This is a genomic window from Parabacteroides sp. TM07-1AC, assembly GCF_003480915.1.
In the GTDB taxonomy this organism is placed as follows: domain Bacteria; phylum Bacteroidota; class Bacteroidia; order Bacteroidales; family Tannerellaceae; genus Parabacteroides; species Parabacteroides chongii.
The window spans coordinates 227,400-253,905 of the sequence record NZ_QUKD01000005.1; the positions used below are offsets into that span (position 1 = coordinate 227,400).

The following is a 26,506-nucleotide window of genomic DNA, read 5'->3' on the forward strand; positions in this document are numbered from 1 at the left end:
AAAATGTATGATGAAAATATTAAATAGCCCGAAAACTGTTATTGATAAATCAAACTAAACAACCGTTCCGGAGCAAAAACCTCGTTTGCTACTTCCTGAATATCTTTTATGGTAAGGGCTTCAATACGGGCAAAAACCTCCGGAAGCGTGTCATAGCGGTTATAATGCAGGAAGCTCTTCCCCAATCCCAGGAAAAGCCCTTCCTTATTATCACCGGAAACACCCAACTGCCCGATCACCTGTTTCTTGGCTGCTGCCAGCTGCGTTGCAGATAAACTATTATCCCGCAATTTATCCAGCTCTTTATAAACCAGGCGTAAAGCTTTCTCCATATTTTTCGGGTCTGTTCCGAAATAAATACTGGCCAATCCGGTATCCGTATAAGAAGTGACATTCGATTCGACATTATAGACCAACCCGTGCTTTTCCCGAAGCGAGACATTCAAACGGTTGTTCATACCCGGTCCGCCCAACATATTATTAAGCAGGAACAAAGGTATTCGTTTTTCATCATGCATACTATAAGCACGGCTACCAATCAATACATGTGCCTGATGTGTATCCTTATGAACCTTCCTAACACAAGGTTCAATTGCACTGGGAACAATACGGTTACGCAGAGCTACCGGAAAAGCAATATCCGACAAAAAACCATCGGCCATCTTCACGATCTTATTAAAATCAATCCGCCCCATCGAAAAGAATACCATATTCTCCGGTGCATAAAAACGACGCATGAAAGAACGACCAGACTCAGAGTTAAATGTCAAAAGAGAGGCTTCATCCCCCAAGATATTATGTCCCAAAGCGTGCCCGTCATAAAGTAAATTCTCGAATTCATCGAAGATAAGTTCAGATGGACTATCCTCATACGAATTGATTTCATCCAGAATGACATCCACTTCTTTCTCTATTTCCTGCTGCGGAAATTGAGAATGGAAGATTAGGTCAGTCAACAATTCCAGGGCACGCTGATAGTGCTCTTCCATGAAGATGGAATAAACAAATGTCTCTTCTTTGGTCGTATAGGCATTCAACTCGCCACCAACATTCTCCATCCGGTTCAGTATATGCCATGCTTTCCGTTTTTCTGTACCTTTAAACATCATGTGCTCCACGAAATGTGCCAGGCCGAACTCGTTCGCCTCTTCATCACGCGTTCCGGCATTCACCGCAAAACCACAGTACGAAACCGGTGATTCCATCGGCAAGTGTACCATACGAAGACCATTGGGTAAAATATGTGAGAAGTAATGCATTGTTTTCTTTTTACGTTACAAACGCACAAAGGTAAAACAAAATTCTACAACAGAGAACCATCACTCTCATTATAAAGTATAAATCAAACAACCTTCCACCCTTCCATATTCCGTGTTTTGGAACTGAAATTTATGGCGAACCTTTTCCAAAACACTGCCTCTGTATAATATTTCCATTCGATCATTCATTCGTTTGACATATATCAAACGAATAAAGCATATGTGTGTTCTTTTCATTTGATAATTATGCTTCTTTCATTCGATAACAATAAAACGATACTTTGTATGGGAGAAAAATAGAATCTCCAACTATCAAAATATAATTACCCTACCCCGTATTTTAGATTTCTATACTGGGTGTTGGATGGGAGAAGACCAGGAAAACAATATATTAATAGGAATACCTATCTAACCAACCGATTAAAATAGTATTTTTGCAAACTGTTAGAGATAATTGTATAAATAATAAAGTAGCTATGTCACACGAAGTAATCGCGAGCATCCTGCAACAGGAAGCTGAAGCAGTCCTGAATATCCCGGTAACCTCCGGCTATGAAGATGCAGTAACTCTTATTGTCAAATATGTCCATGAACTCGGCGGAAAGCTGATCACCAGCGGAATGGGGAAAGCCGGCCAGATCGCGATGAATATTGCTACCACATTCAGTTCTACCGGAACGCCTGCTTTCTTCCTGCATCCCAGCGAAGCACAACACGGCGACTTGGGTATCGTACGTGACAACGATATCATGCTCCTGATCTCCAATTCAGGAAAGACCCGTGAACTGCTGGAACTGGTCGACCTGACACGCGGACTGGTGCCCGATATGAAATTTATCGTTATCACCAGCAATTCGAAAAGCTCATTGGCTAAAGATGCTGATGTATGCCTGCTTACCGGAGCACCGAACGAGGTCTGTCCGCTCGGTCTCACACCGACTACATCCACTACGGTGATGACCGTTATCGGAGATATCCTGGTTGTCGGTACGATGAAAAGGATCAATTTCAACAATAAAGACTATGCCAAACGGCATCATGGCGGTTATCTCGGATCAAAAAGCCGCGAGCAGAGCAAGAACGAATAGATTATAAACAGACCATTTATATATGAGAAAAGTTATTGGCATCGGAGAAACCATTCTCGACATCATCTTTAAGGACAACCAGCCCCATGCAGCCGTACCGGGCGGATCAGTATTCAACGGATTGGTGTCGCTCGGCCGTCTGGACGTCCCGGTTTCTTTCATCAGCGAGGTTGGAAACGACCGCGTAGGCGATATTATCCGCAAATTCATGGAAGAGAATCATATTTCCACGGAACTGGTAGACCGTTTCCCCGATGGGAAAAGTCCCATATCGCTGGCTTTCCTCGACAATGAGAACAATGCCAATTACATCTTTTATAAAGATTACCCCAAACAACGGCTGGAAGTGCCGATGCCGGTCATCAATCAGGACGATATCCTCATATTCGGTTCCTATTATTCACTGAACCCAGCCTTGCGGGAACGAATGGTCGAGTTCCTGGAGTATGCCAAAGAACGGAAAGCGATCATCTATTATGACCCTAATTTCCGGAAAGCACACGCACACGAGGCGATATACCTCACTCCCACGATCCTGGAGAACCTGGAATATGCAGATATCGTACGCGGATCGGACGAAGATTTTCTCAATATCTTTGGAAAGACAGACGTAAACAGGGTCTATTCCGATCATATCAAGTTCTATTGCGAACGGTTCATCTCCACACACGGAGCAAACGGAGTCAATCTATACACAAATAAATTATCCGAACATTTCGATACGGACCCGATCGATCCCGTCAGCACCATCGGGGCCGGCGACAATTTCAATGCCGGCATCATTTACGGACTGCTTAAATACAATATCGGATATCATGATCTTCCTACCTTAAGCAAAGAGACATGGGAAAAGATCATCCGTTGCGGCATGGATCTGGCATCTGAGGTATGCCAAAGCTATGATAATTACATTTCTAAAGAATTTGCGGCTTCATATCGCAAGTAGTCTTAAATATCATTAACTCCCGTACGATAAAGAACAGGATTTATTATCTTTGTGATGTATGTATGCTAGAAAAACAATGTTAGTAAAGATTTTCTCTCTGTTTGCTTGTGTTGCACTATTCACGGGTTGTTCTTCCAACAATCCTGAAATACGGGCGATATGTCTGCGCGATGATATAGGTAATTATATCCTGAAATGGGAGACGGAACCACAAATAGAAGGTATACTTAAAATGTATGTTTCCGACAATCCCGAAACATTCAACAAATCCCTGCCCGCAGGATACGCCAACATCAAAGACGGCGTGACGACTTATATCACCAACGACAACATGTCGCGTAAATATTTTTTGTTGTCTTTCAACGATAAATATTTTAAGACGCTCGGAGCCCGCTCCGTTGCCATGGACAGCATACAGAACGTACGTGAAATCGGGGGCTACGGCACTTCCCATAACCATCAGACCACCCGCTGGGGAAAGGTATTCCGCTCCGGACAACTCAGTTCGCTGAGCGAATGGGATTCGATCCGCCTGAACAATCTGCATATCAAAACAGTTATAGACCTGCGCGGGAATGATGAACTGGCAGTTAGTCCGCTACGTTATTCCAATGCAAATATTATACATATCCCTATTCCGATCAAGAATATGGACAATGTAGTCGCCCGGATACAGGAAGACCGGATGCGCAAAGGAGACGGACTCCTGTTCATGCAGGATACCTATCTGCAATACGTGACCGATTACAGCGAACAGTTTGCCAAAGCGCTCGATGTTTTTCTGGAAGAAGATAACTATCCGATCCTGATCAACTGCTCGATGGGAAAAGACCGTACAGGTTATCTGACAGCCATGCTGTTGTTTGCTCTCGGCATACCGGAAGAAACTATTGTAAGAGATTACATGGCTTCCAATGAAAACATCAATATCGGACACCTGGCCTATATGGCGCGCGACCTGAGCACGAATGCACAGGAAACGATCACCACGCTGGTCACTGTCAACGAAGGGTTGATCGACCTGGTTCTGAAACGGATCCGGAAAGATTACGGCTCGGTAGACAAATATCTGTCAAAAGGCTTAGGACTGACAGAAAAGAAACGGAACGCGTTAAAAGATATTTTGTTATATTAATGTGAATCCGAATTATTTATCTACCTTTGTACCCTCTGAATTTATTATATATACACATATCACATTTTGAAAACATTTGAAGAATTAGGAGTTGCCGCCCCCATATTGAAGGCAATCCAGGAAATGGGTTACGAATCGCCCATGCCGGTACAGGAAGAAGTGATTCCTTTCTTACTGGGAGAAGACAACGACGTAATTGCATTGGCACAAACAGGAACAGGAAAAACAGCCGCTTTCGGGTTGCCCATCCTGCAGAAGATCGATGTGACAAGATATCAGCCTCAAGCACTCATACTTTGTCCCACCAGGGAACTTTGCCTGCAAATTGCAGACGACCTGAATGATTACTCCAAATATATCGACAACCTGAAGGTGCTGCCGGTATACGGAGGTTCGAGCATTGAAAGTCAGATCAAGACACTGAAACGCGGTGTACACGTAGTAGTCGCTACACCGGGCCGTCTGTTGGACTTGATGAACCGTAAGACAGTCGATCTGAGTACGGTAAAGAACGTGATCCTCGACGAAGCGGACGAAATGCTGAACATGGGTTTCACCGACAGTATCAACGCGATCCTGGCTGAAGTACCGCCCGCTCGTAACATGTTACTTTTCTCCGCTACCATGCCGCAGGGCATTGCCAGCATCATGAAGAAGTACATGAAGAACCCGAAAGAAATCGTTATCGGGAACAAGAACGAAGGTAACAAGAATATCAAGGATATTTATTATATGGTTCGTGCGCAGGACAAATACCTGGCACTGAAACGTATTGCCGACTATTATCCGAATATCTACGGTATCGTTTTCTGCCGTACCCGTAAGGAAACGCAGGAGATTGCCGACAAACTGATACAGGACGGCTACAATGCAGACTCGCTGCACGGCGAACTGAGCCAGGCACAGCGTGACTACGTGATGCAGAAATTCCGAGTAAAAAACATCCAGCTGTTAGTTGCTACCGACGTAGCTGCACGTGGACTGGACGTGGACGACCTGACGCACGTGATCAACTACGGTCTGCCCGATGAAGTAGAATCGTATACCCATCGCCGCGGACGTACGGGACGTGCCGGAAAGACGGGTATTTCCATCTCTATCTGCCACGTAAAGGAAAAAGGAAAAATCCGCCTGATCGAGAATATCATCAAGAAGAAATTCGAGAAGGGTGAAATGCCCAGCGGACACGATATCTGTGAAAAGCAGCTTTTCAACCTCGTAGACCAGATCGAAAAAGTAAAGGTAGACGAAGAAGAGATTGCCACACTGATGCCGCAGATTTACCGTAAACTGGAATGGCTGGACAAGGAAGACATCATCAAACGTGTTGTTTCGCTGGAATTTAACCGTATGATCGACTATTATAAGGATGCTGACGAAATTCAGGAAGTAGACGAACGCGCAGCCCGCAGTGAACGTGGAGAGCGCGGAGAACGTCGCAGCCATGCGGCTGAAGAAGGTTTCTCACGCTTCTTCCTCAACTTCGGTAAAACAGACGGCCTGTATCCGAACCAGCTGATCGAACTGGTCAACAAATGTGTTCCGGGCAAGGTTCGCATCGGTAAGATCGACCTGCGCGACAACTTCTCATTCTTCGAAGTAGAAGAAGGCGAAGCACAGCGTGTCATGGACAGCATGAACGGTTTCGAAGTTGACGGCAAACGTATTTCCGTAGAACCTGCCCAGGGCAAAGGCGAAGGCGGTGGCAGCAGAGGCGGTCGTGGCGGCTTCAGCCGTGGCGGAGGTAACACACGCGGCGGAGGCAGCGGTTCAAGAGGCGGTTATAAAGGCGGCGGAGGCTACAAAGGCAGACGTGACGGTGGTTTCAGCGGCAGCACTACTGACAGACGTAACAGCGAGAAACCCTGGAGACGCGAAACTTCAGACCGTAACGCACGTAAGAAAAAATATTAACCTTTTATATATCAATCAAAAAGGGCGGAACCGTTATCGATTCCGCCCTTTTTTTATTTCACATCAACCATTCTGCAATACATCTTCTTTAGCCGGAGCATCCGGTTCGGGAGTAGATGCCGGATTGAACGGATCGAAGTAATAGATACCTAATGTCTTCAGGTAATCCAGGAAATACGGTAATTTCTTCATGAACAGACTGCATTCCTTTTCTTTGGCAGGTGTCCAACCGTCTTCCGCCACAGCAACTAAGCGCGGGAAAGTCATAAAGTCCAGACGTTTCGTATCCGCCACACGTTCCGTCCACAAAGAGAACTGCAAACCCATCACCTGGTCTTCATAATCTTTTGTCAGATGGATAATAGGTTCGGGGAAACGGTACACATCTTCGATCGTATTGTAACCATTCCACAGACGACCGACATTGTGTTCTCCGTATTGAACGAAATCCGCATAGAACGGACGGCGCGGAGTCATAATCACCTGGTAGCCATTCTCAAGAGCCTTTACCAGCTGATGTTTGCGATCATGACGCCACCACATAACCACTGCCTTGCCCGGAGAAACACCGGCATCGATGATTTCGTCCCAGCCGATCATCGTCTTTCCTTTGGAAGCTACGATATCAGCGGCACGGTTCACGAAATAATGTTCCAGCCCCGTTTCATTCTGTAACTTCTTATCCTTGATGAATTGCTGGATTTCCGGATCGGTAAACCAGCTCTGATTGCCGTAATGGACCTCATCTCCACCGATATGAATATAAGGAGAAGGAAATAAAGAAACGATTTCATCGAGCACATCGCTGATGAACCGGTAAGTCGTTTCCTTGCAGGGATGGAAGGTGAAACCGTCCCATTTGCCTTCACCGCCACCGGATAATTCCGGGTAGGAACGGCTGACAGCAGTCGCATGTCCGGGCATATCAAATTCGGGAACGACCATAATATGACGTTCTGCCGCATAGGCTACGATTTCCTTAATCTCTTCCTGGGTATAGAATGTAGCGGGAGCTTTCGGATCATGCCAGTTGCCGATAGCACCGACAGAGGTCAGTTTCGGATATTTCTTGATCTCGATACGCCAGCCCGGCTCGTCGGTCAGATGCCAGTGAAAGACGTTCATACGAAGGGAAGCCATGATATCCAGATACTGTTTCACCTTCTCTTTTCCGAAGAAATGGCGGCTTTCGTCCAGCATGAAACCCCGCCAGCCATAACGCGGCTGATCGGTGATCTTACAGGCCCGCACTGTTCCTTTGCCGAAACGTGCCAGTTGTTTCAAAGCTTCTTTCGCATAAAACAGGCCGGATTCGGAAGAGGCTTCCAATAAAACCGACTCGGGAGTAACAGTCAATGCATACGCCTCGTCCGGCATACGCAGTTTCTCATCCAGTACCAGGCGAATCGTTCCCTGTGAAGGAGTGCCCGACAATCCCAGTCCTTTCAGTTCGGACGGAAGTTTTTTAGCCAGTTGATCGGCATATCCTCCGTTTCCGGTTACCGGGGATGCAATACCTACTGTAAAAGAACCTTTTCCCCCCGACACCTTCGCGGGAGTGGGAAACAAGGCAAGCTGAGCCAATGCCGGTAAGGTCAGGAATACCAGCAATGCGACGATAGAAAATAGTTTTCTCATGGATTATAATTGTTATGTTATCGTACACATCTTAGATTTGGGCAAATATATGGATTTATTCCGATACAGTTTGTATCTTTAGGCACTAAATCAAATGACAAACACATGAACAGATTGTTTATCCTTATTCTTACACTTATCTGCCACTGTCTCATCACCACTGCGCAGGAAATAGAATATGCCCGGCCGGTCAATACACCGGAGAGCTGTACAAGTATTATGGTCGGCAAAAAAGCGTCGACGGACGGTTCGGTCATGACGAGCCACACCTGTGACGGAAACTACCGCACCTGGATGGAAATCGTCCCGGCAGCCACTTACGACCGCGACACAACCGTTGCCATCTACAACGGACGGATGCACACCGAATATCCGAACGACCAGACAAATGTGGAACTGAAAGGGAATATTCCCCAGGCACGTTCCACCTATCAGTTCCTGAATACCTCTTACCCTTGTCTGAACGAAAAGCAGCTGGGTATCGGTGAAACCACGATTTCCGGACGGAAAGAGCTGGTAAACAAGAACGGTATGTTCATGATCGAAGAACTGGAAAAGATCGTCCTGCAACGTTGTTCGACAGCCCGCGACGCCATCCGCCTGATGGGTAAACTGGTGAAAGAATACGGTTACGGTGATTCCGGCGAATGCCTGACCATCGCCGACCCGAACGAAGTATGGATATTCGAGATATTCGGAGAAGGCCCCGACAAGATCGGCGGTGTGTGGGCTGCAGTTCGTATACCGGACGACCATGTCAGCGTTTCGGCGAATATTTCCCGCATCTCCACGCTCGATTTAAAGGATAAAGACAATTATATGGCTTCGGATAACGTGTTCGAAGTCGCTAAAAAGATGGAATTATGGGATGGAAAAGAGCCGTTCCGCTTCTGGAAGGCTTACAGTGGCGGAAATTATTTCGGTGAACCGAAATCTTTCAGCCTGCGTGAGTTCTTTATCCTGAACAGCCTGGCTCCTTCCCTGAAACTGGCTTACGATTCGGAAGAGCTTCCGTTGAGCGTCAAGCCGGATAAACCGGTTGCCGCCACCGATGTAATGGCGCTTTTGCGTGCTACCTACGAAGGGACGGACTGGGATACGACGAAGAATCTGAAAATCCTCGCCAAAAAGAAAGACAGTACGGAGAAAGACACGATAACAAGTCCGGCAGCCAATCCCTGGATGACGACAGACATGATCAATATGCTGAACGGTGTCAAAGACGGTACTGTGGACCGTAACCGCCTGGTAGCTGTTCCGCAATGTTCTTATTCGCATGTGATCCAGTTGCGCAGCTGGCTACCTGATGCTGTAGGTGGTGTTGCCTGGTTGTCTTTCGATAATCCGGGACAGAGTCCCCGTATTCCTATTTTCTCCGGTTCCACCGCACTTCCGCCCAGCTTCGGTATCTGCGGGCAGCACCGTCACCGGAAAGATGCAGCCATCTGGTCGTTCCGTGAAGCCAACAAACTGGCAACTGTCCGCTGGGGACTGACAAAAGAGAAAATGCAGGCAGCCATCACCCATTTCGAGGAGAAGGGACAGCGGGAATTACCTTTTGTCGAGAGCCAATACAAAGAGATACAGCAGGCAAAAGGCAGCGAAGCCGCCAATACTTTCCTGACCGGCTATACTTCCGACTTTGCCGGAGCAACCATGCAGCGCTGGGAAGATATGGCAGACGAGTTCTGGAATATGTTCGCAAGAGGGTTTTAAATACTGAATTATATACATATCATTAAATCATATCTTATGAAAGCACTATTTATCTCTTGTGCCTTGCTGCTTTCCACTTTCAGCGCGTTTGCACAAGGTTATCAGTTTACCGAAGTGGTGACCGTTCCGGCTACCCCGGTAAAGAACCAGGCTGCTACCGGTACTTGCTGGTGTTTCGCCACTACCTCATTCATGGAGTCGGAGCTATTACGTATGGGTAAAGGCGAATACGACCTGTCCGAAATGTTCATTGTCCGCCAGAAATATATGAATCAGCTGCAGGACAACTACCTGCGTCGCGGAGAAGGTAACATCGGACAAGGCAGCTTGTCTCATACCTTCATGAATGCGTATCGCCAGGTTGGGATCGTCCCCGAAGAGGTCTATAAAGGAATCAACTACGACTCCGAACGCCACAACCACTACGAGATGGCTCAGTATATGGAAGCAATAGCCAATGTCGCTGTCAAGAACAAAAAACGCAGTCCGGAATACGATAAGCTGATCCGGAACCTGTTTGATACGTATCTGGGAGAACTGCCTGCCCAATTCACTTATAAAGGCAAAGAATACACTCCCAAATCGTTCGCTGAATCTTTGGGTCTGAATATGGATGATTATATCGAGCTGACCAGTTTCACACACCATCCGTATTATGTAAAGTTCGATGTGGAAGTACCGGACAACTGGGAACATTCCCTGATGTACAACCTGCCGCTCGACGAGATGATCGAAACGGTAGATTATGCCTTAAACAACGGTTTCACCGTATGTTGGGACGGCGACGTAAGTGAAAAAGGCTTCTCTTTCAAGAATGGTGTAGCCATCAACCCGGAAGTAAAGAAGGTGGAAGACTTCTCCAATACCGACCGTGCTCGTTTCGAGAAGATGGACGAGAAAGAACGTCTGGAAGAAGTGTATAAATTCGAGCAGCCTTACCCCGAAATCAAAGTAACTCCTGAGATTCGTCAAGAAGGTTTCGAAGCATTCGTCACTACCGACGACCATCTGATGCATCTGACCGGTATCGCCAAAGACCAGAACGGCACAAAATATTACATCACCAAAAACTCCTGGGGCACAGACCGCAATAAGTTCGGTGGTTATCTGAATATGTCAGAAAGCTTCGTCCGCGCCAAGACCATTTATGTAATGGTACACAAGGACGCAATCCCGAAAGCGATCCGGACAAAATTAAGTTTATAAGGAAATATCATTCACTGGGTTCATTTAGTAGCCCTATTCCTTGTAAATCAAAAGCACAACAGATGAATGCACGAAGTAAAACTGCATTCATTTGTTGTGTTTTTGCATTCATCCCGTCATATTACGGGTTGAAATGTAGTTCAAGGTAGGAAGTCAACTTGCCAGTCAGGCAATAAGGTAGATTTATCAATGTAAAGCTCTTTCCTTCCGGTGTTTGAATATCTTCCTTATGATACGGTCCTGCATATAAACGAACAGCCACCGGCGAACAAGCGATCAGTATTAAATGACTCGTGACCAGAAAAACAATATCTCATTTTATCAATATTCTTAATGTTTAGCATTATGAAATATATTTTCTAATTCTCTCATTTTCTCCATCAGCACAGCGAATGTAGGTTTTTCCCCATATATCATAGACGATAGCATATCCTTGTAATCGTTACGCCAATCGTCAATGACATCATTGGGAGGTAATAACCTTATGCGTTTGCGAATGTCAGGAGTATAATCTACCCCACTCATACTTGTGAACAATTCACGATGATGGTGTATTGTATTCCAAAGTTCATCGTTGGCGATAGCCCTTGCTGCAATGTCGGTGCTCATCATCTGCATTAAGTCATACAGATGACGAGATTTACGATTAGCCTCTCTTGAACATTGAGACGAAAACAGCTCATGCAACAAAAATACCTTTTCAAGAAATGTCTTCTCTGCTAAGGCTGTAGGTATCATAACTTGCTTAATTGTTGTACTAACAGGTAACACATCTTCTAAAACACTTGTTATCGCAGCTTCTGCTGTGGGTTCGAGTAAGGAACGAGCACCAACCTCTAGTTTTACCTCTGAATGCAAATAAGGTAAGTCTTCATCGAAAAGAGATTTGTAGCGAATGTGTATCACTCTTGGTTCTGGGTATGTTCCATCACCCTCGCCGTCAGGATCGGCTTCTACTTGAAGCCATTTCTCCATGTCTGTTTCGGTAGATGATTAGCTACAGGTAATGTGAAAACCATTTGTAGAACCACAGTTACCCATAAGTCTTTCTCAACAGCTTGTACTGGCAAGCCAGTTTTATTGGCAGCTTGGATAAGCACCATTTGCTGTTGTTCCTTCGATAATTCAAAGTAATTATTCATACGCTTGTCTAATGAAGGTTCTTATCCATGCAGGCATGAGTGCTTCGTCTGCCAATACATTTTCCTTTTGTTCTTTCTGAAGCACGTTCTTAATTTGCTTGGCTATATCACCAGTTACATTATCTTTCCCTACTTCTTTCAGGGCAAATGTAACAAGCATTGCGAGTGGATTTGTGAATGAGAGATTTTTGGGGGTTGTATATTTGAACTGTATTGAGCGGCCATTTCCTAGGCTTACCTTACGGGGTGCGCCATCTGTCAGATAAACGACGTTCATTGGCACTTGTGTAGATATGCCCAATTTATTCATGGCATAAATACCAGTTGGAACGATACGAGCTTTATCCCTACGAGCTATGGTTTCAGCTATCTGTTCTATGGATGGCATCAATATACCAAGTCCTAAGACTGTATCAATCTCAGGATATGAATATATTCCTCTCGCCAAACGGATGATGTCAGCTTTTGCGGTCAGTCGTTCAAGACTTTTTCCAACTGCCTTGACCTCTCCGTATGACGTAAAATCAGAAGGAAAGAAGATGCTTCCTCTTCCTTTGGCTTTAATAGCTGTCAAAATACTGTCTTCTATGCTTGCCATTACATTCTGTTTGTCGCAAATATACAAATTATTTGCGACAAATCCGAAGCTTGTGTAGAATATGAGTGGCTATGCTTAGAGATGAACCAATATAACAGCCCTCCCTACTCCTTTTAATCGTTGATAAGGGAGATACTATCTGTTAAGAAAGGAGGAACTATGTGTTAAGTCCTTATATTTTGTTGCTACCCTGTACACCCTGGGATATTACCCTGTACACCCTGCGCGGGCAGCCTGTACACCTCAATCAGCTACCCTGTACAGGGTAGTTTTACTAAATAAGGACTTAACACGTAGTTTGTCGGTATTTAACACGTAGTTGTCTGTCTTTTAACAGATAGTCTGTTAGCGGTATAGATGACAGATGACAAACTCCATTGCAAATAAAAAAAGTATCTGTCATGCTCTTATCCACTGAATGACTACGTGTTACATCAGCGAATGACAGATGACAGATACTTTTCTAAAAACTTTGTGTAGAAAGTTATTTTTCTTGTGGCTACCGGCTCACGTTCGTGAAGCAGTATTCGGTGATATGGCGATACTTCTTTGCCTCATCTATCAGGATAGAGGGGAAAGCCGGTTGGTTAGGCGCATCCGGATAGCCCTGTGTTTCAATGGCTATACCTGCACTGGCATAGTAAGGGGTATTATCTTTCCCGATGTCCGTACCATCCATAAAGTAACCGTTATATACCTGAACGGAGGGCTGGTTGGTATATATTTCCAACATTCTTCCGGAAAGAGCATCAGACAGGCGGGCGGCAAAGTGCAATTCGTCCGATGCTTCGGATTCTTCGGTATCCAAGGCATAGGCCAGGGAGAAACCTTTGTCCTTTTGTATCTGCGGATGTTCCTCAACCAATGACGAGACAATGGTACGGGGCGAACGAAAGTCGAGCGAGGTTCCGTCTACCGGTAACAATCGGCCTGTAGGAATTAATTCACCGTCGCATTCTATGATAGCAGAAGCGTTCAGTGTCAGGTTATGGGATAAGACATTTTTCCTCTCTGCCGGAGCGGAAGGAGATTGCAGGTTGAAGAAAGCATGATTGGTCATATTAACAGGAGTCGGATGGTCGGTCGTTGCTTCACATTCCATCCGCAGGGTATTGTCCGCTTTCAGCAGGTACGTAACCTTCACTTGCAGGTTGCCCGGATAGCCCTCTTCACCGCTTTGTGAATTATTTGTGAACTCGACAGCTTCCTCTCCGGAAGGAGAAATATATGTACGGAATTTCCAGTAACGGTTGTGAAAAGCATCGATTCCACCGTGTAAATGGTTACGAACAGGTGTACCGTACACATCGTTGGAAGCTAACAGATACTCCTGCCCTCCTATCCGGAAACAGGCATTACTGATCCGTCCGCAGACACAACCGACGATAGCACCGTGGTATCTCTCCCCTGCCGTCCGGTAACCGTCTATCGTATCGAACCCAAGCACGATATCCGACAAGCGACCCTCCCGGTCGGGTACCCACATACTTACCCAACGTGCACCGTAATCGGTGAACTGGGCGACAAGACCGTTACGGTTCCTTAATGTGATCAATTCAGCGGCAGGGATCAATCCCCCGCCGCTGAATGTCGATGCAGATAGAAGTTTCATATAAGAAGCTATGCTTTATTATTGTTTTACGATCTTGAAGATACGGCTTTTGAAAGCTCCGTACAACGGAAACTCGACACCTATATTCATTAACTGGCGGCCTTTATAAATACCTTCCATGCCGTCGATCCGATAAGAAGCATCCGCTTCCAGTCCGCGTAGTTTCACCTTTTTGGGGCATTTGGTCTCCGGAATGGCGTTGTCAGGATATTCTGCCAGGTTATATACAAATACTACAGATTCCGTTTTCGGCTTATTGACAAACTGGAGCACGCTCCGGTTATTTTCATAGGGGGAAACGAGACGGTAATGATCGCCTTTATGAACCGTTTCACGGATCTCTTTATACAGGGCTATCTTCTCACGAGCCGTTTCTTTCTCCTTATCGGTCCACTTTGTTATGTCATAGCCGACACCCAGCACACCGCACATGGATACGTCGAATTTAAATTCCAGCGGATGCTTTTGGTTATGCCAGTCCTCCTGCGTCACCCAACTGATCATGGAATTGGACGGGAAAGCGTTCAGGAAAGAATACTGGATGAAAGTACGTTCCACCGGATCGGTATTATCGCTTGCCCAGCAGAAATCGGTACGTGCCATCATACCCAGGTCCACTCTTCCCCCGCCACCGGCACAGTTCTCGAACCACACATCCGGAAATTCGGCACGTAGCGTCTCAAACAGGCGGTACAGGTTTTCGATATATTTGATACGCACAGCCCGTTGCTCGTCAGTCGGTGCAGACAGGAAGCCCGGTTCAGTCACCCCGCGGTTCATATCCCATTTGATGAATTTGATATTGTTTTCACGCAACAGAGTAGAGAAGCTGGTATACAGATACTGATAGACATCCTCACGAGCAAGATTCAGCATCAGCTGGTTACGTGTCTCATGACGGGTACGGTTGGGATAATGGAACACCCAGTCAGGATGCTGACGGTAGAGGTCGCTGTTCGGATTCACCATCTCCGGCTCTATCCAGATACCGAAATCCAGCCCCATAGCATTGATCTTATCGATCATCGGCTGCAGGCCGTTGGGGAATTTATTCTTATCGACCGTCCAGTCGCCCAGACCGCCTTTATCGTTCACACGGCCTTTAAACCAGCCATCGTCGATTACGAAAACCTCGACACCCAGCTCTTTAGCAATCTTTGCCAATGCCAGCTGATGCTCTTCATTCACATCAAAAGTGGTCGCATACCAGCTATTATACAAAACCGGGCGTACCTGGTCGTGATGGGAAGGATACAGCACTTTTTCACGGGTAAAAGAGGCCAGGTTCTGTGAGACCCCCTCCATCCCCCGATTGGTATATCCTATCATCATTTTGGGGGTAGTAAAACTTTTTCCGGGCTGAAGAACCAGGAGTTGATCCCAAAAACTGATACCTCCGGTCACCTGTACCTCGCCGGGAGCATACTTTTCGAAATCCATCCGCCAGTTGCCGCTATACTGCAAAGTGCCGAACCAGACTTCCCCGCAGGTCTCTTCCTGCTCGCCTTCCGGTCTTATCGCAAAGAAGGAAGAACCGTATGAGCGCAGGTCTTTTGTCTGAATTGTTTTCAGTCCCTGGGTCAGTTTGGTCACGTTCATCTGATATTCGTAGCCCCACCTGCCGGACAGATGCGTCAGTTCATAGGCATTCTTCGGCAGAAAGAAGGTTCCGGACTGGGCATTTTCGATATCGATACTGCCTTTCTTTCCCGTATTCTTTATCTCTATCCACTTTTCCATCAGGTCGTATTCCGGAAGGACACGGATATATTCCGTTACCGCCAGCGGATAAAACTTATCTTTCTGATGGATAGCCAACGTCGTGTATCCATCCTGTGTCAAAAGCTCCGAACCGGCATAAGTCAGCTCTATATCCCTCACCCGGTCTTTAAAGACAGCTTCCAGCATCGGAGTGGTAGCCGAATAGCCGCCGCGAACCGTTACTTCCTCGCCTAACGGATGACGAAGCATGTCCGGATCCTGGCTTTTATCACCGAAATAAAACATATTCACGACTCCCTGTTCAGACACACGTATCTGATAAATAAAAGAGCGCGTAGACAATGTCCACGACTTTCCGTCATTACCCGTTGTAACAGCAGACTGTTGTGCCCAACCCATTCCTGTCACCAGTGCAAATAACACAATAAACAGCTTCTTCATAAGTTACTTTCTTTTTACATTAATCAATAAATATCTTCCGGTTTGCTTGTTTCCGCAGAGGTTCCGCCCATAAGCAATCGGGACAAAACTCCCGATTCCATCGTGTTTGACGGGTTAAATGCATTGCTTTTCATATATTCAAGCAGACTGAAATATAACTGACGCGCTTCCGGGCGTTGCTTCCAGTCAGACAGCAAATCCATAGAACAGAACAGGAGTTTGCCCGCTCCGACTTTCACCTCAAACAGATTCGACAAGCGGCGGTTATTGGCAAAGTTATCGACAACCTCCACCAAAGGCGTTACAGCAGGCAAACTGTCTGTCACGACCGTCCGGGACTGTTTCAGCAATGACCACCATTGCCAGTCGGTATAGTTGCCTGTCGGGAAATGGCGGAATGCCGGATGCGTGGCATCACATAAGATACCCATCGAACCTGCCTGCTTCGGGAAATGAACCGGACTCCAGAACACCGGAACGAATTTGCCTTCCAGTCCTTCCACCTTCTTATAATCGGGGTTATACAATACTTTCTTTCCGTCGGCTAACGCCTTTTGAGCCTCCCGTTGGTCACGAGTAACGATGATTTCGCCCTTTTCAGTTGTCAACTCTGCCGGATATACCCAAACAGACCATTCATTCCGGTAAGGCGTATCCTCCAATGAAAGCGATAAAGTCAGGCGGCCTGCTTCCTTCCGATTCAAAGGACAACTGATCGCTACAGGCAATTTGTTCAATCCGATGGAAAGGGGAGGACAAGCGATCTTTCCCTGATTCATCTCTTTTCCCGCCTCATCTTTCAATACCCAGGAAAGAGATTGCCCGCTCAGCTCGCGATCGGTAAAGTTCGCAATCTCCACAGATGCCGTAAAAGTCTCATCGTTTGTATAAACAGCTTTCGGAAAACGTGCCAAAGGAGTTACCGGAGCACATGCCTGACGGAAAGTCTCCGCATCGGTTACCCCCTTACTGTCCCAAAAGGCATCCAACAGACCGACCAAAGCCGTTCCCTGTCCGGGAAAGTCGTGCAGGTCCAGCAACTGGAAACCACTGCAACCAGCCGTTTTCATCGCACGTTCTATCTCTTCCTTATAGAGAATAGATGCCAGATAACCGGATGCTTTCAGGTAATCACCGGCTTTATCCAAAAGACCTTTCTGTTCCAGTTCCTGTCTGACACCTTTAAAGTTCAGAGGGTCGAGTACACCTGTATATTTATCTATCTCCTTCAGGTTCGGGAAAACGGAATACTGTCCGATCTCGTGGGTGATCAACGGAACGGTCATGCCCTCGACGGATGCAACATAATCTTTGTCAAACGAAGGTGACTGGGTATCAAACACACCCTGACCACGTACCCAGCCTTTCTTTGTCCATTGCGTGATAAAGAAATCATCGTCCGGTTCGGGCCAGTCACCATGACCTCCTTCAAAGGTAAAGGAGGTAGTTGTATAGAGATGGCGCGGGTCCTGCGATTTGACATGTTTCAGTAATCCGGTCAGGAAATCAAAATCGGGTTGCAACTCATTACCCAAACTAAAGAAACAGAAAGAGGGATGATTTCCATATTCCGACAGGATACGGTCGGCTTCAGCATACAGGAATTTGTTTGTCCGGGCTTCTTCACCCACTTTCAAAGACCAGAGAGGCAGCTCCACCTGCAGATAAAAGCCCAAAGAATCCGCCACTTGAAAAGCGGCTTCCGGTGGGCACCAGGAATGGAAACGGAGATGGTTCAATCCCCATTCGCGGGCAGTGAGGAATACTTTCTTCCATCCTTCCGGTTCCATCGGCGGACGACCGGTAAGGGGGAAAATACAGCATTCGAGCGTTCCCCGCAGAAATACCTTTTTCCCGTTCAATAACAGATCTGACTGGTTTCGGCTAAATTCACGCATACCAAACCTAACACTCCCTTTTGCCTTCTGTGAACCAGCTTCCACCTTCAGATCCATTGTATATAGAGTAGGGTTAAATTCACTCCACACTTCTATCGAATCACCCATCGGACAGGTGATGTTCACCAGGTTTTCACCTGGCTGAAAATCCATCTGCTGCTCGAAAGAAGCTATTTGCAATCTGCTTGTTGAGTTTTCCACCTTCGCTGACAACATACCTTCTATTCGTTCACCTGCATTAAAGACCTTACCTTGTATGCGGATTTGCTTACGGGTGATATCCGGATACACCTGCAGATTGTCGATGGAAAGGGCCTCTTTTGCAGTCAGAGATATTTCTCCGATGATACCGTTCCACATGATCTGCGTTTCGTTGGTGTAGGCATGTGCCATATCATTGACAGAAATATCGTGTTGTTTCCGGTTATCGACACGGATCGCCAGCTTGTGTTTACCGGGTGTCAGATAGTCCGTCAGGTCGAAACGATGCGGACTGATCAGGCTTTCACAAGTTCCCGGCACAGATTGTCCGTCTATCCAGACTTTCGTCTGCCAAATAACGCGTTCCAGTTTCAGTTCGATAGATTTGTCTTTCCAGTCCGATGGAATCGTGATTTCACGCGAATACCAGGCGGGGCCGACATAGCTGTTCCGACGGGTCAGGTGAAGTATCTGCGGCTTGCCGACTGAAGGAGGCAAACTGTTCGGAGTGCCGTAGCCTGCCTCATCGGTAGTCCCCGGTAACTCTATTTTATCGGTAAACGAATGTTCAAACCACTTCTCCGTTACTCCGACATCAGTACTGTCCAAAGCAAACTGCCACTCTCCGGCTAAAGAGAGTTCAGATGATCTTTCCCTGCAAGAAGAAAATATCATCAGAGATATGCATACAAATAGAAGTTGCTTCATCATATTTTGTTGTTCTAGTTGCTTGGTTATTGTTAGTAAGCTATCCCCTCATCAAAGTGACTTAGCCCTTACAGGTTCCTTTGCCGTCTGCTTTAGCTGACGGATTGATAAATGATCAATCTCTGGACTTTAGTCCCATTTTAAACACACTCTCTATGTTAAGAGAAATGTGGCTAAAGCCCAAAAAGAAACAATTTGTAATCCGTCAGCTAAAGCAGACGGCAAAGGAACCTGTAACAACCAAGACCTCCTATAGTCAGATCATTTCCCGATGTATCTGTACTCCTTGATGGTTATTATCCATTTCGGCAGCAATATCGAAATACTTCATTGCTTTTTCGGTATCTCCCAATCCCAGGTGGCCTAATGCCATCAGGTAATTGCAGTGGATACGGTTCTTTTTGTTCATATCATCTTCCCAAATCTGCAAGTCCGGCAGGGAGACGGCGAAGTAATCCATCTTAAAGATATCATACACATGCTTTTCACCATAGGAGATCAGATTGTTGAAGCGACCGCGTGCCTCGTCTTCACGCCCCAGTTTACGCAAGGCCAATCCTTGATAGAATATTTTATCCGGCTTCTGGTCGTTGTAATACATGGCAGCAGCAGGCTGACTGTTTCCGACACTGGCTTTGAGGAATAATCCGGTTGCTTCTTCATTGCGTCCCAATCCCTGCAAAGCACAAGCTTTATAATAATTGAAATCATTCTCCTGGGCACCGTACAGTTTCCCTTCTCCAAAGTTATGCGGATAGACGAAACATTCTTCTATCAAGTTCAATGCATCCTGATATTTCCCTTCTGACAGCAATTGCTTCACCAGCTCTACGCGGGCAAGCTGATATTGGGCAGGAACTTTACCTTCTCCCCCTTCCCACGGATGGAACTGGCGGGCATCGATCCTGCGGATGGCTTCTTCATACTGTCCAAGCTGGTTGAGTAAAGTGACATATTCCAGATACAGGTCATCGCGCTCGAAAGCGACTTCTTTGTGTTTATCCAAGAAAGCCAGCCGATCGGCATGCGGACGGTTCAAGCGTTTATACAGTTGGTCGAGCTCCATCAGAATACGGGCGTCTGTCGGATCGAGGGCAAAAGCCTTCTCCAATAAAACAACTGCTTCTTCCTGCTTATTCAGTTTATTGAAATAAGCGAGCGAAAGGTTACGCAATACGGTCGGGAATGTTTCATCCTGTTTCTTCGAAGCTTCCCAACAGGCAATCGCTTCCGGATACTGACGTTTGTCGTACCACAAATTGCCCAGATAATACAATGCTTTCGGAGCCTCGGCTGCAAAATCAATCACTGCCTGAAGAGCCAAAATAGCTTCCAACGTATTCGGGAAACAGCAGTCAGGTATTTGCTGTTCAGCCTCACGGATTGCCGCCAAAGCCTCCTCTTTCCGATCCAAGCGGATCAGGAACCAACTCTTATAATAATGTAACATCGTCTGATCGGCAACCTGCAAATCGATGGCCGTCTCAGCCACCTTCAATGCTTCTTCCCAGCAACCTGCCGATGCGTAATCGAGTGCCAGCTCGCTATAATTATGTCCTTCCGGACGCATCAAAGCGACCAGTGCTTTCAGATCGGAATCGTTCCCGGTTATCAGATACTTTTCAAAGCCGCAACCAAAATTGAAACGGTCGATACGCAACGATTCGTCGATCAACGCAATCGCCTCATCGTTTCGTCCCAAGTGACGAAGAATAATAGCCTTCAAATGACGTCCCCGCAGGTTATGCCAGTTGCGGAGCAGGGATTTATCTATTTCATAAAGAGCTTCTTCCCACTCTCCTTTTGCGACTGATAATTGGGTGAGAGAATAATAACCGGCATCCTGCCAGGCTGCATTCCAACAGGCTTTATAGAAAAAGTCGTATGCTTCTTCATTCTTTCCCTGATATTTCAGGGAGAGACCCAGGTTGTATAACGGTTCGCCGTCATACGGATTTGGATTCCGCTCGGTCAATGTCTTCACCGCCTGACGCAGATAAGGTTCTGCCTGGGCAAACTGTCCTTTGCGGATCAGCCACAAACCCATTGCATTATTATTGCGTACATCGGTCGGATCGCGGCGGATGGCCTCCCGATAATAATCCGTAGCCGAATAGGTGGCATGGCGATACTGTTCCAGATGCAGACCGGTCAGGTAGAGTTGTTCGGTAGTCCGTACATATTCCGGATCGAGTGCTGCTTTCGCAGGTTCGGGAACTTCTTTGATCACATCCGGTTCAGGTTCCCATGTCAATACCTGTTTGCCTTTTGCATTACAGATACAAACCTTCACATCACACAAACTGTCGACAGGAACAAACTCCTCCAGTACATTTTCGGGGGTGATATCACGGGTAATATCGAGACAGGTCTCCCCTGCTTTTTCGATGGTAATATGCAGCTCCTTCTGTACCGAAGTGGCAAATATCTTTAATAAAGCGCCCTTTCCATCGGGTTCTATGTTCATCAGAAGATCGGAAGAGGCGTTCTTCACGACACCCAGTTCACGGTAAGGCATGAAGTACTGGGTGAATGTTTTTTCTTCGTAAGGTTGCAGCCAGGTGAAATCAGGCTGGTTGTCGGTGTAGACACCGGTCATCAGTTCGATATAAGGGCCGTCGGTATCCGTCAGGTTGCGGTCCCAGGCCTGCCCGAAATCACCGTTCCCCCAGGTCCACTGCTTTTTACCCGGTGAGATATGATGGTTCGCCACATGCAGGACACCGGCACGGGTATCGTTCTCATAGCCTCCCACAAAGTTATATTTGGAACGGATCGCCATATAAGAGGTTGGAACCGGGATATTCTTGTAACGGGAAATATCTACGCCTGCCGAATAGTCCATCTTATAATAAGTGCCCGTAGCAATCGGGTAACGCGAAACATCCCGTTTTCCATGATCGAAAACGGCGTTTACATCGGCAGGAAATACCGATTGATAGGCATCATTTACGGCAACTGCCGGGTTGGCCCACCAAAGGAAGGTCTGTGGAACCGGAGTCGGATTATACAATTTCCCCTGTATCTCCAATACTGCACGTCCCGGACGCAAGGTAAAACCTGCCATCCCTTTCTGATGGAACATCCGTTCGCGTTCGCTTACCCAAACGATGGCACTTCCATCGGCACAACGTTCGATCGTATAGTCGATCGGCAGGAACGTACTCGGACGGTGATGTTGCGGCCAGTTAAACTCGATACCGCCGGAGATCCACGGTCCGGTCAGTCCGACCAAAGCGGGTTTGATAACATGGTTATAGTAGATGAAATGGCGGTTTTTGATCTTATCGTACGCCATTTGTACCCGTCCGCCCAGCTCGGGAAGGATCATCACTTTTATATATTCGTTTTCCAGCCAGACAGCATGGTAACTCTTTTCCTCGCAGGTATCCTCTATCTTTTCAACCACCGGATAAGGGTAAACCACACCACTGCTTCCCTGGTAAACACGCTTCTCCAGGAACATCGGATTCTTTTCAGCTTTGCCAATACCGTAGGTAGGAAGAAGGATATCTTCTTCCCAAACTTTCACATTTTCAGTCATTTCAGTATATTTATTTCGTTAATTCTTTTTCCAGTTCCTCTAAAGTTTTACCTTTTGTTTCAGGAAGTTTCGCACGGATAAACAGGAATCCGCCCAGACAGATAAGACCATACAGCCAGAAGGTTCCCGAAGCGCCCACCGCTTCATTCAGTATCGGGAAGGTATAGGTCAACAGGAAACAGGCCACCCAAAGGAAGAAGGTAGAGATCGCCATTGCCATCCCGCGTATCCGTACCGGGAATATTTCGGAAAGAACCACCCAAACCACCGGTGCCAGCGACATGGCATAGCAGGCAATAGCCATCACTACCAATAGAAGCATCGGCCAGCCGCTCATTTCCAGGAAGTAGCAGGTACCTAATACCGCGTAAATAATGGCCAGCCCAACAGAACCGACAAACATCAGGGTACGTCTGCCCCATTTATCCACCGTATAGATAGCGACGAAAGTAAAGATCACATTAGTCACCCCTGTCACTACAATATTCATCAAGACATCAGATACGGCATAGCCTGCCTCTGAAAATATCTCATGTGCATAATTGAAGATCACATTGATACCACACCACTGCTGGAAGATAGCCAGTACGATCCCGATTACCAATACATTCCGGACTCCTGGCTTCAAGAGTGCACTCCAGTTTACTTTTTCCTCCTTTTTATCGGTCAATTGGGCTAATTCGTTCAAAGTCTGATCGGCATACTCATCGCCACCGATACGCAGAAGAATGCCTCGTGCCTGTGTGGTCTTTTGTACGGTTGCCAGCCAGCGAGGACTTTCAGGAATAATAAAAGAAAGGACAAAAAACAATCCTGCCGGAACCAGCTCCGCCCAGAACATCCAACGCCACGCCCATTCGATACTGTTTGCCGTCAGCGTTTCGCCTCCTTGTGTAAAGTATTCTCCGATCTGCCAGTTTGCCAACTGTGCAAACAGGATACCTAATACAATCGTTAACTGATTGAGGGAAACAAATTTTCCACGGACTGAAGCCGGAGCTACCTCAGCGATATATACCGGCGATACGTTCGAAGCAATCCCGATACCAAACCCACCGATTATACGATAAATAACAAACCAGGTAAAACTGTCGACCGCCCCTGTCCCATAGGCCGACCATACAAAAAGAAAAGAAGCGATGATCAACATTTTCTTGCGCCCGTATTTATCACTCCATTCGCCGGACAGTAATGCACCCACCAGGCAACCGATCAAAGCACTACTCATAGCCCATCCGCGAAGAGCGGCAGAGCCTTCCAACCCAAAGAACGGTTCATAAAATATCTTTGCACCACCGATCACCACCCAGTCGTAACCGAATAGCAATCCTCCCATGGCAGAGACGAGACAGATAAGTAATAAATAAGCTGTTGTTCGCTTCATGACAATAGAATTAAAGTTATGGTGCAAAGAAACGGTCTTTTCTTCAACAACGAAATAGATAAAATCAGCTTAAAGATGGACAATATTCCGATTTAATCATATCTTTGCAAATATCTATAAATCTGGTACCATGATCAAACTAAAAGACGGTTTTAGCGGCGAACGTGCACTTGTGCTTCCCCAATCGGTTGTGCAGGAGATGGAGAAAGATGCTCTTTCATCGATCCTGCATATTACAGACATAGGTTATTATCCGAAAGCCCTGCATCATTTCCGGGAACGTACGGAACCGGTCAGCCAGTTCGTTTTCATTTATTGTATAGAAGGAGCCGGCTGGTTTCGCGTCGGCGAACAGGAATGTACGGTAAGAGCAAATCAATATTTCATACTGCCAGCGGGAGTTCCTCACGCTTACGGTTCGGACGAGAATAATCCCTGGACAATTTACTGGATACATTTCAAAGGGAAACTAGCCTCTTACTTTGCCGGGCAGGCCAGTCGTCCGATAGAGATCAAACCGAGCGTACAGTCCCGTATCAGTAACCGGAACGATCTTTTCGAAGAGATATTCCGCACACTGGAAATGGGATACAGCCATGAGAACCTGTTGTATGCCTGCTCCGCCTTCCATTATTACCTGGGGTCTTTACGCTACCTGCAACAATACCGCGAAGCGGCCCGCAACGAATCGGATGCAAATGATATCGTAACAGCGGCCATCCATTATATGAAAGAAAACCTGGAAAAGAAACTGACATTGGCCGACCTGGCAACTCATATCGGTTACTCACCATCCCATTTCTCTGTTCTGTTCAGTAAACGTACCGGATATGCCCCACTGACTTACTTCAACCAACTGAAAATACAGCAGGCTTGCCAGCTCCTGGACTTCACGGATATGAAAGTAAACCAAATCTGCTATAAGATAGGGATAGAAGACACCTATTATTTCTCCCGATTGTTTAGTAAGGTAATGGGGATGTCACCGCGGGAATATAAGAAACAGAAGAAAGGGTAAACAGGCTTTTTCATGTTTAATATGAAAAAACCAAAATGCCTTCCTTTCAGAGGAAAACATTCTGGTTTTACAATAGTTTATTTATCTGGCCGTCTGATTCTCTTTCTCTTTATCAGTTTGTTGGACGGCTTTTGTTCTATAATACATATAGTCGTTTGTATTCAAAACAGGAAAACCATTACTTTCAAGATAATCACCCACTTCTTTCAAAGTCACTACATTCTCTTCTAAAATTGTACCATCCGGACGCGGTCCTATATTCAATAGTAAGTTTGCATTTATCTGAGCACAATAATTAAGCAAGTCTATGACTTCCTCTTTTGACTTTTGCCTTTGGCGCGGAGAACTATGATAGGCCCAACCCAACGTTTGAATAGGAATATTCAATTCTGCCGGCTTTTCCTTATTACTTTCCCAGGAATGGTCTGCAGCATCCTGTACCTTTTGAGGAAGACCTGCACTTTTAAATACTGAAGCCAGAGAACCCATTTCCCTTTCACCTGTAATGAAATCCTCATTGCCATTAGCTCCGGTTTTAAAAACAACCAGTGCATGAGGCTGAATAGCATGGATCATATCATAAATTTCCTGAATATTAAAAAGTTCAGAGTACTGATATACACCACCGACCGTATCAAACCAAAGCCCTGCAATCGGACCATATTGCGTACATAATTCCATTATCTGTGTTTTTGCAAAATTCAGATAATGTTTAAAGTCCTCGACCTCTTTAAATTTATAGGCATCAGGGATCTTCTTATAATGAGGACGGGCCGGATTATACATAGAGCTCGGTAAAAAATAAGGATGATGCCAATCTATGCCTATCGAATAATAAATAAATAGACCTAATCCGGCTTTTTGGCAGGCAACTGCTAACTCCTTTACGAAATCACGTTGAGCCGGATAGTCCATACTATTATAATCGGTGGCCTTCGTATCCCATAAAGTATAACCGTCATGATGTTTTGCTACAAATGTTATATATTTCATTTTAGCACTAACAGCCAAATCGACATAATCCTGGGCATTAAATCTATCTCCTTTGAACTTCCTGGCAGTCTGTTCATATTCATCATAAGGAATTGTCTCGTTATACATAACCCATTCCCCTTTTCCATACAAAGAAGCTGGTCCCCAATGGATAAACAGACCAAAACGGGCATCTTTAAACCATGCCAAAGCAGCTTCTTTGGGTGATCTCTCATATTCAGCCTCATACCCTTTCAGATAATAAGGAATACTCCTCCACGTCTGTTCCTGCCCAAACAGGTCCAATCCAAGAAGTAAACAAACTATTAATATACTATATCTTTTCATAAGCAAATCCATTTTT

At 46.1% G+C, this 26,506-nt stretch carries 16 protein-coding genes and 1 pseudogene; 7 read left to right on the forward strand and 10 right to left on the reverse strand.

The window, feature by feature from the left end:
- Window positions 1-38 precede the first annotated feature (38 nt).
- Entirely contained in the window at window positions 39-1,259 is a 1,221-nt protein-coding gene (locus DXD68_RS12735) for a M16 family metallopeptidase (RefSeq protein WP_122361921.1), read from the reverse strand.
- Window positions 1,260-1,735: 476 nt separating this feature from the next.
- Here DXD68_RS12735 and DXD68_RS12740 point away from each other — a divergent pair, with 476 nt between their 5' ends.
- The 4 genes from DXD68_RS12740 (at window position 1,736) to DXD68_RS12755 (ending at window position 6,342) form a co-directional block, all read left to right on the forward strand.
- Window positions 1,736-2,347, forward strand: a complete 612-nt coding sequence (locus tag DXD68_RS12740; RefSeq protein ID WP_122361923.1) for an SIS domain-containing protein — start codon at window positions 1,736-1,738, stop codon at window positions 2,345-2,347.
- A 22-nt stretch (window positions 2,348-2,369) separates the two neighbouring features.
- Window positions 2,370-3,293 carry a carbohydrate kinase family protein gene (locus DXD68_RS12745; protein ID WP_122361925.1) on the forward strand — a complete coding sequence of 308 codons (924 nt, stop codon included), beginning with the start codon at window positions 2,370-2,372 and terminating at the stop codon, window positions 3,291-3,293.
- Between the two features lie 76 nt (window positions 3,294-3,369).
- Window positions 3,370-4,428 carry a tyrosine-protein phosphatase gene (locus DXD68_RS12750; RefSeq protein ID WP_122361927.1) on the forward strand — a complete coding sequence of 353 codons (1,059 nt, stop codon included), beginning with the start codon at window positions 3,370-3,372 and terminating at the stop codon, window positions 4,426-4,428.
- Between the two features lie 123 nt (window positions 4,429-4,551).
- Entirely contained in the window at window positions 4,552-6,342 is a 1,791-nt protein-coding gene (locus DXD68_RS12755; RefSeq protein WP_122362073.1) for a DEAD/DEAH box helicase, read from the forward strand.
- Window positions 6,343-6,405: 63 nt separating this feature from the next.
- On the opposite strand, the gene DXD68_RS12760 is transcribed toward DXD68_RS12755, so the two are convergent.
- Window positions 6,406-7,980, reverse strand: a complete 1,575-nt coding sequence (locus tag DXD68_RS12760; protein ID WP_122361929.1) for a beta-N-acetylhexosaminidase — start codon at window positions 7,978-7,980, stop codon at window positions 6,406-6,408.
- 105 nt (window positions 7,981-8,085) lie between these two features.
- Here DXD68_RS12760 and DXD68_RS12765 point away from each other — a divergent pair, with 105 nt between their 5' ends.
- Both DXD68_RS12765 and DXD68_RS12770 read left to right on the forward strand, forming a co-directional pair.
- Window positions 8,086-9,696 (forward strand): dipeptidase, encoded by a 1,611-nt coding sequence (locus DXD68_RS12765; protein WP_122361931.1) that lies wholly within the window; start codon window positions 8,086-8,088, stop codon window positions 9,694-9,696.
- A 36-nt stretch (window positions 9,697-9,732) separates the two neighbouring features.
- Window positions 9,733-10,902, forward strand: coding sequence for an aminopeptidase C (locus tag DXD68_RS12770; protein WP_122361933.1), 1,170 nt, complete (start codon window positions 9,733-9,735; stop codon window positions 10,900-10,902).
- Between the two features lie 330 nt (window positions 10,903-11,232).
- On the opposite strand, the pseudogene DXD68_RS12775 reads toward DXD68_RS12770, so the two are convergent.
- The 7 genes and pseudogenes from DXD68_RS12775 to DXD68_RS12805 form a co-directional block, all read right to left on the reverse strand.
- A pseudogene (locus DXD68_RS12775) lies at window positions 11,233-12,044 on the reverse strand (nucleotidyl transferase AbiEii/AbiGii toxin family protein).
- The gene (locus tag DXD68_RS12780) at window positions 12,037-12,642 is read right to left on the reverse strand and encodes a DUF6088 family protein (protein WP_122361935.1); all 606 of its coding nucleotides are present in this window, start codon (window positions 12,640-12,642) and stop codon (window positions 12,037-12,039) included. The pseudogene DXD68_RS12775 and the gene DXD68_RS12780 overlap by 8 nt, the downstream one beginning before the upstream one ends.
- Before the next feature lie 499 nt (window positions 12,643-13,141).
- A complete protein-coding gene (locus tag DXD68_RS12785; protein ID WP_233577138.1) occupies window positions 13,142-14,254 on the reverse strand; it encodes an aldose epimerase family protein in 1,113 nt (370 codons plus the stop codon).
- An 18-nt stretch (window positions 14,255-14,272) separates the two neighbouring features.
- On the reverse strand, window positions 14,273-16,417 hold the full coding sequence (locus DXD68_RS12790; protein ID WP_122361939.1) for an alpha-galactosidase: 2,145 nt from the start codon (window positions 16,415-16,417) through the stop codon (window positions 14,273-14,275).
- Between the two features lie 23 nt (window positions 16,418-16,440).
- Window positions 16,441-19,224, reverse strand: coding sequence for a glycoside hydrolase family 2 protein (locus DXD68_RS12795; RefSeq protein ID WP_410510722.1), 2,784 nt, complete (start codon window positions 19,222-19,224; stop codon window positions 16,441-16,443).
- 256 nt (window positions 19,225-19,480) lie between these two features.
- Window positions 19,481-22,768: a DUF5107 domain-containing protein gene (locus tag DXD68_RS12800; RefSeq protein ID WP_122361943.1), complete on the reverse strand. Its 3,288-nt coding sequence runs from the start codon at window positions 22,766-22,768 to the stop codon at window positions 19,481-19,483.
- 10 nt (window positions 22,769-22,778) lie between these two features.
- Complete coding sequence (locus DXD68_RS12805) at window positions 22,779-24,152, reverse strand: sugar porter family MFS transporter (RefSeq protein ID WP_122361945.1); 1,374 nt, start codon at window positions 24,150-24,152, stop codon at window positions 22,779-22,781.
- A gap of 130 nt (window positions 24,153-24,282) precedes the next feature.
- Between DXD68_RS12805 and DXD68_RS12810 the strand changes: the two genes are divergently transcribed.
- Window positions 24,283-25,170, forward strand: coding sequence for an AraC family transcriptional regulator (locus DXD68_RS12810; RefSeq protein ID WP_122361947.1), 888 nt, complete (start codon window positions 24,283-24,285; stop codon window positions 25,168-25,170).
- A gap of 81 nt (window positions 25,171-25,251) precedes the next feature.
- Here the strand turns inward: DXD68_RS12810 and DXD68_RS12815 are convergent, their stop codons facing one another.
- On the reverse strand, window positions 25,252-26,490 hold the full coding sequence (locus DXD68_RS12815; RefSeq protein ID WP_122362074.1) for an alpha-L-fucosidase: 1,239 nt from the start codon (window positions 26,488-26,490) through the stop codon (window positions 25,252-25,254).
- Between the last annotated feature and the right edge of the window lie 16 nt (window positions 26,491-26,506).

Coding starts and splice junctions, on each gene's coding strand:
- DXD68_RS12745 (WP_122361925.1), top strand. CDS start 2,370: ATGAGAAAAGTTATTGGCATCGGAGAAACCATTCTCGACATCATCTTT.
- DXD68_RS12795 (WP_410510722.1), bottom strand. CDS start 19,224: ATGAAGCAACTTCTATTTGTATGCATATCTCTGATGATATTTTCTTCT.
- DXD68_RS12760 (WP_122361929.1), bottom strand. CDS start 7,980: ATGAGAAAACTATTTTCTATCGTCGCATTGCTGGTATTCCTGACCTTA.
- DXD68_RS12765 (WP_122361931.1), top strand. CDS start 8,086: ATGAACAGATTGTTTATCCTTATTCTTACACTTATCTGCCACTGTCTC.
- DXD68_RS12755 (WP_122362073.1), top strand. CDS start 4,552: ATGGGTTACGAATCGCCCATGCCGGTACAGGAAGAAGTGATTCCTTTC.
- DXD68_RS12800 (WP_122361943.1), bottom strand. CDS start 22,768: ATGACTGAAAATGTGAAAGTTTGGGAAGAAGATATCCTTCTTCCTACC.
- DXD68_RS12750 (WP_122361927.1), top strand. CDS start 3,370: ATGTTAGTAAAGATTTTCTCTCTGTTTGCTTGTGTTGCACTATTCACG.
- DXD68_RS12735 (WP_122361921.1), bottom strand. CDS start 1,259: ATGCATTACTTCTCACATATTTTACCCAATGGTCTTCGTATGGTACAC.
- DXD68_RS12790 (WP_122361939.1), bottom strand. CDS start 16,417: ATGAAGAAGCTGTTTATTGTGTTATTTGCACTGGTGACAGGAATGGGT.
- DXD68_RS12740 (WP_122361923.1), top strand. CDS start 1,736: ATGTCACACGAAGTAATCGCGAGCATCCTGCAACAGGAAGCTGAAGCA.
- DXD68_RS12810 (WP_122361947.1), top strand. CDS start 24,283: ATGATCAAACTAAAAGACGGTTTTAGCGGCGAACGTGCACTTGTGCTT.
- DXD68_RS12805 (WP_122361945.1), bottom strand. CDS start 24,152: ATGAAGCGAACAACAGCTTATTTATTACTTATCTGTCTCGTCTCTGCC.
- DXD68_RS12770 (WP_122361933.1), top strand. CDS start 9,733: ATGAAAGCACTATTTATCTCTTGTGCCTTGCTGCTTTCCACTTTCAGC.
- DXD68_RS12785 (WP_233577138.1), bottom strand. CDS start 14,254: ATGAAACTTCTATCTGCATCGACATTCAGCGGCGGGGGATTGATCCCT.
- DXD68_RS12815 (WP_122362074.1), bottom strand. CDS start 26,490: ATGAAAAGATATAGTATATTAATAGTTTGTTTACTTCTTGGATTGGAC.
- DXD68_RS12780 (WP_122361935.1), bottom strand. CDS start 12,642: ATGGCAAGCATAGAAGACAGTATTTTGACAGCTATTAAAGCCAAAGGA.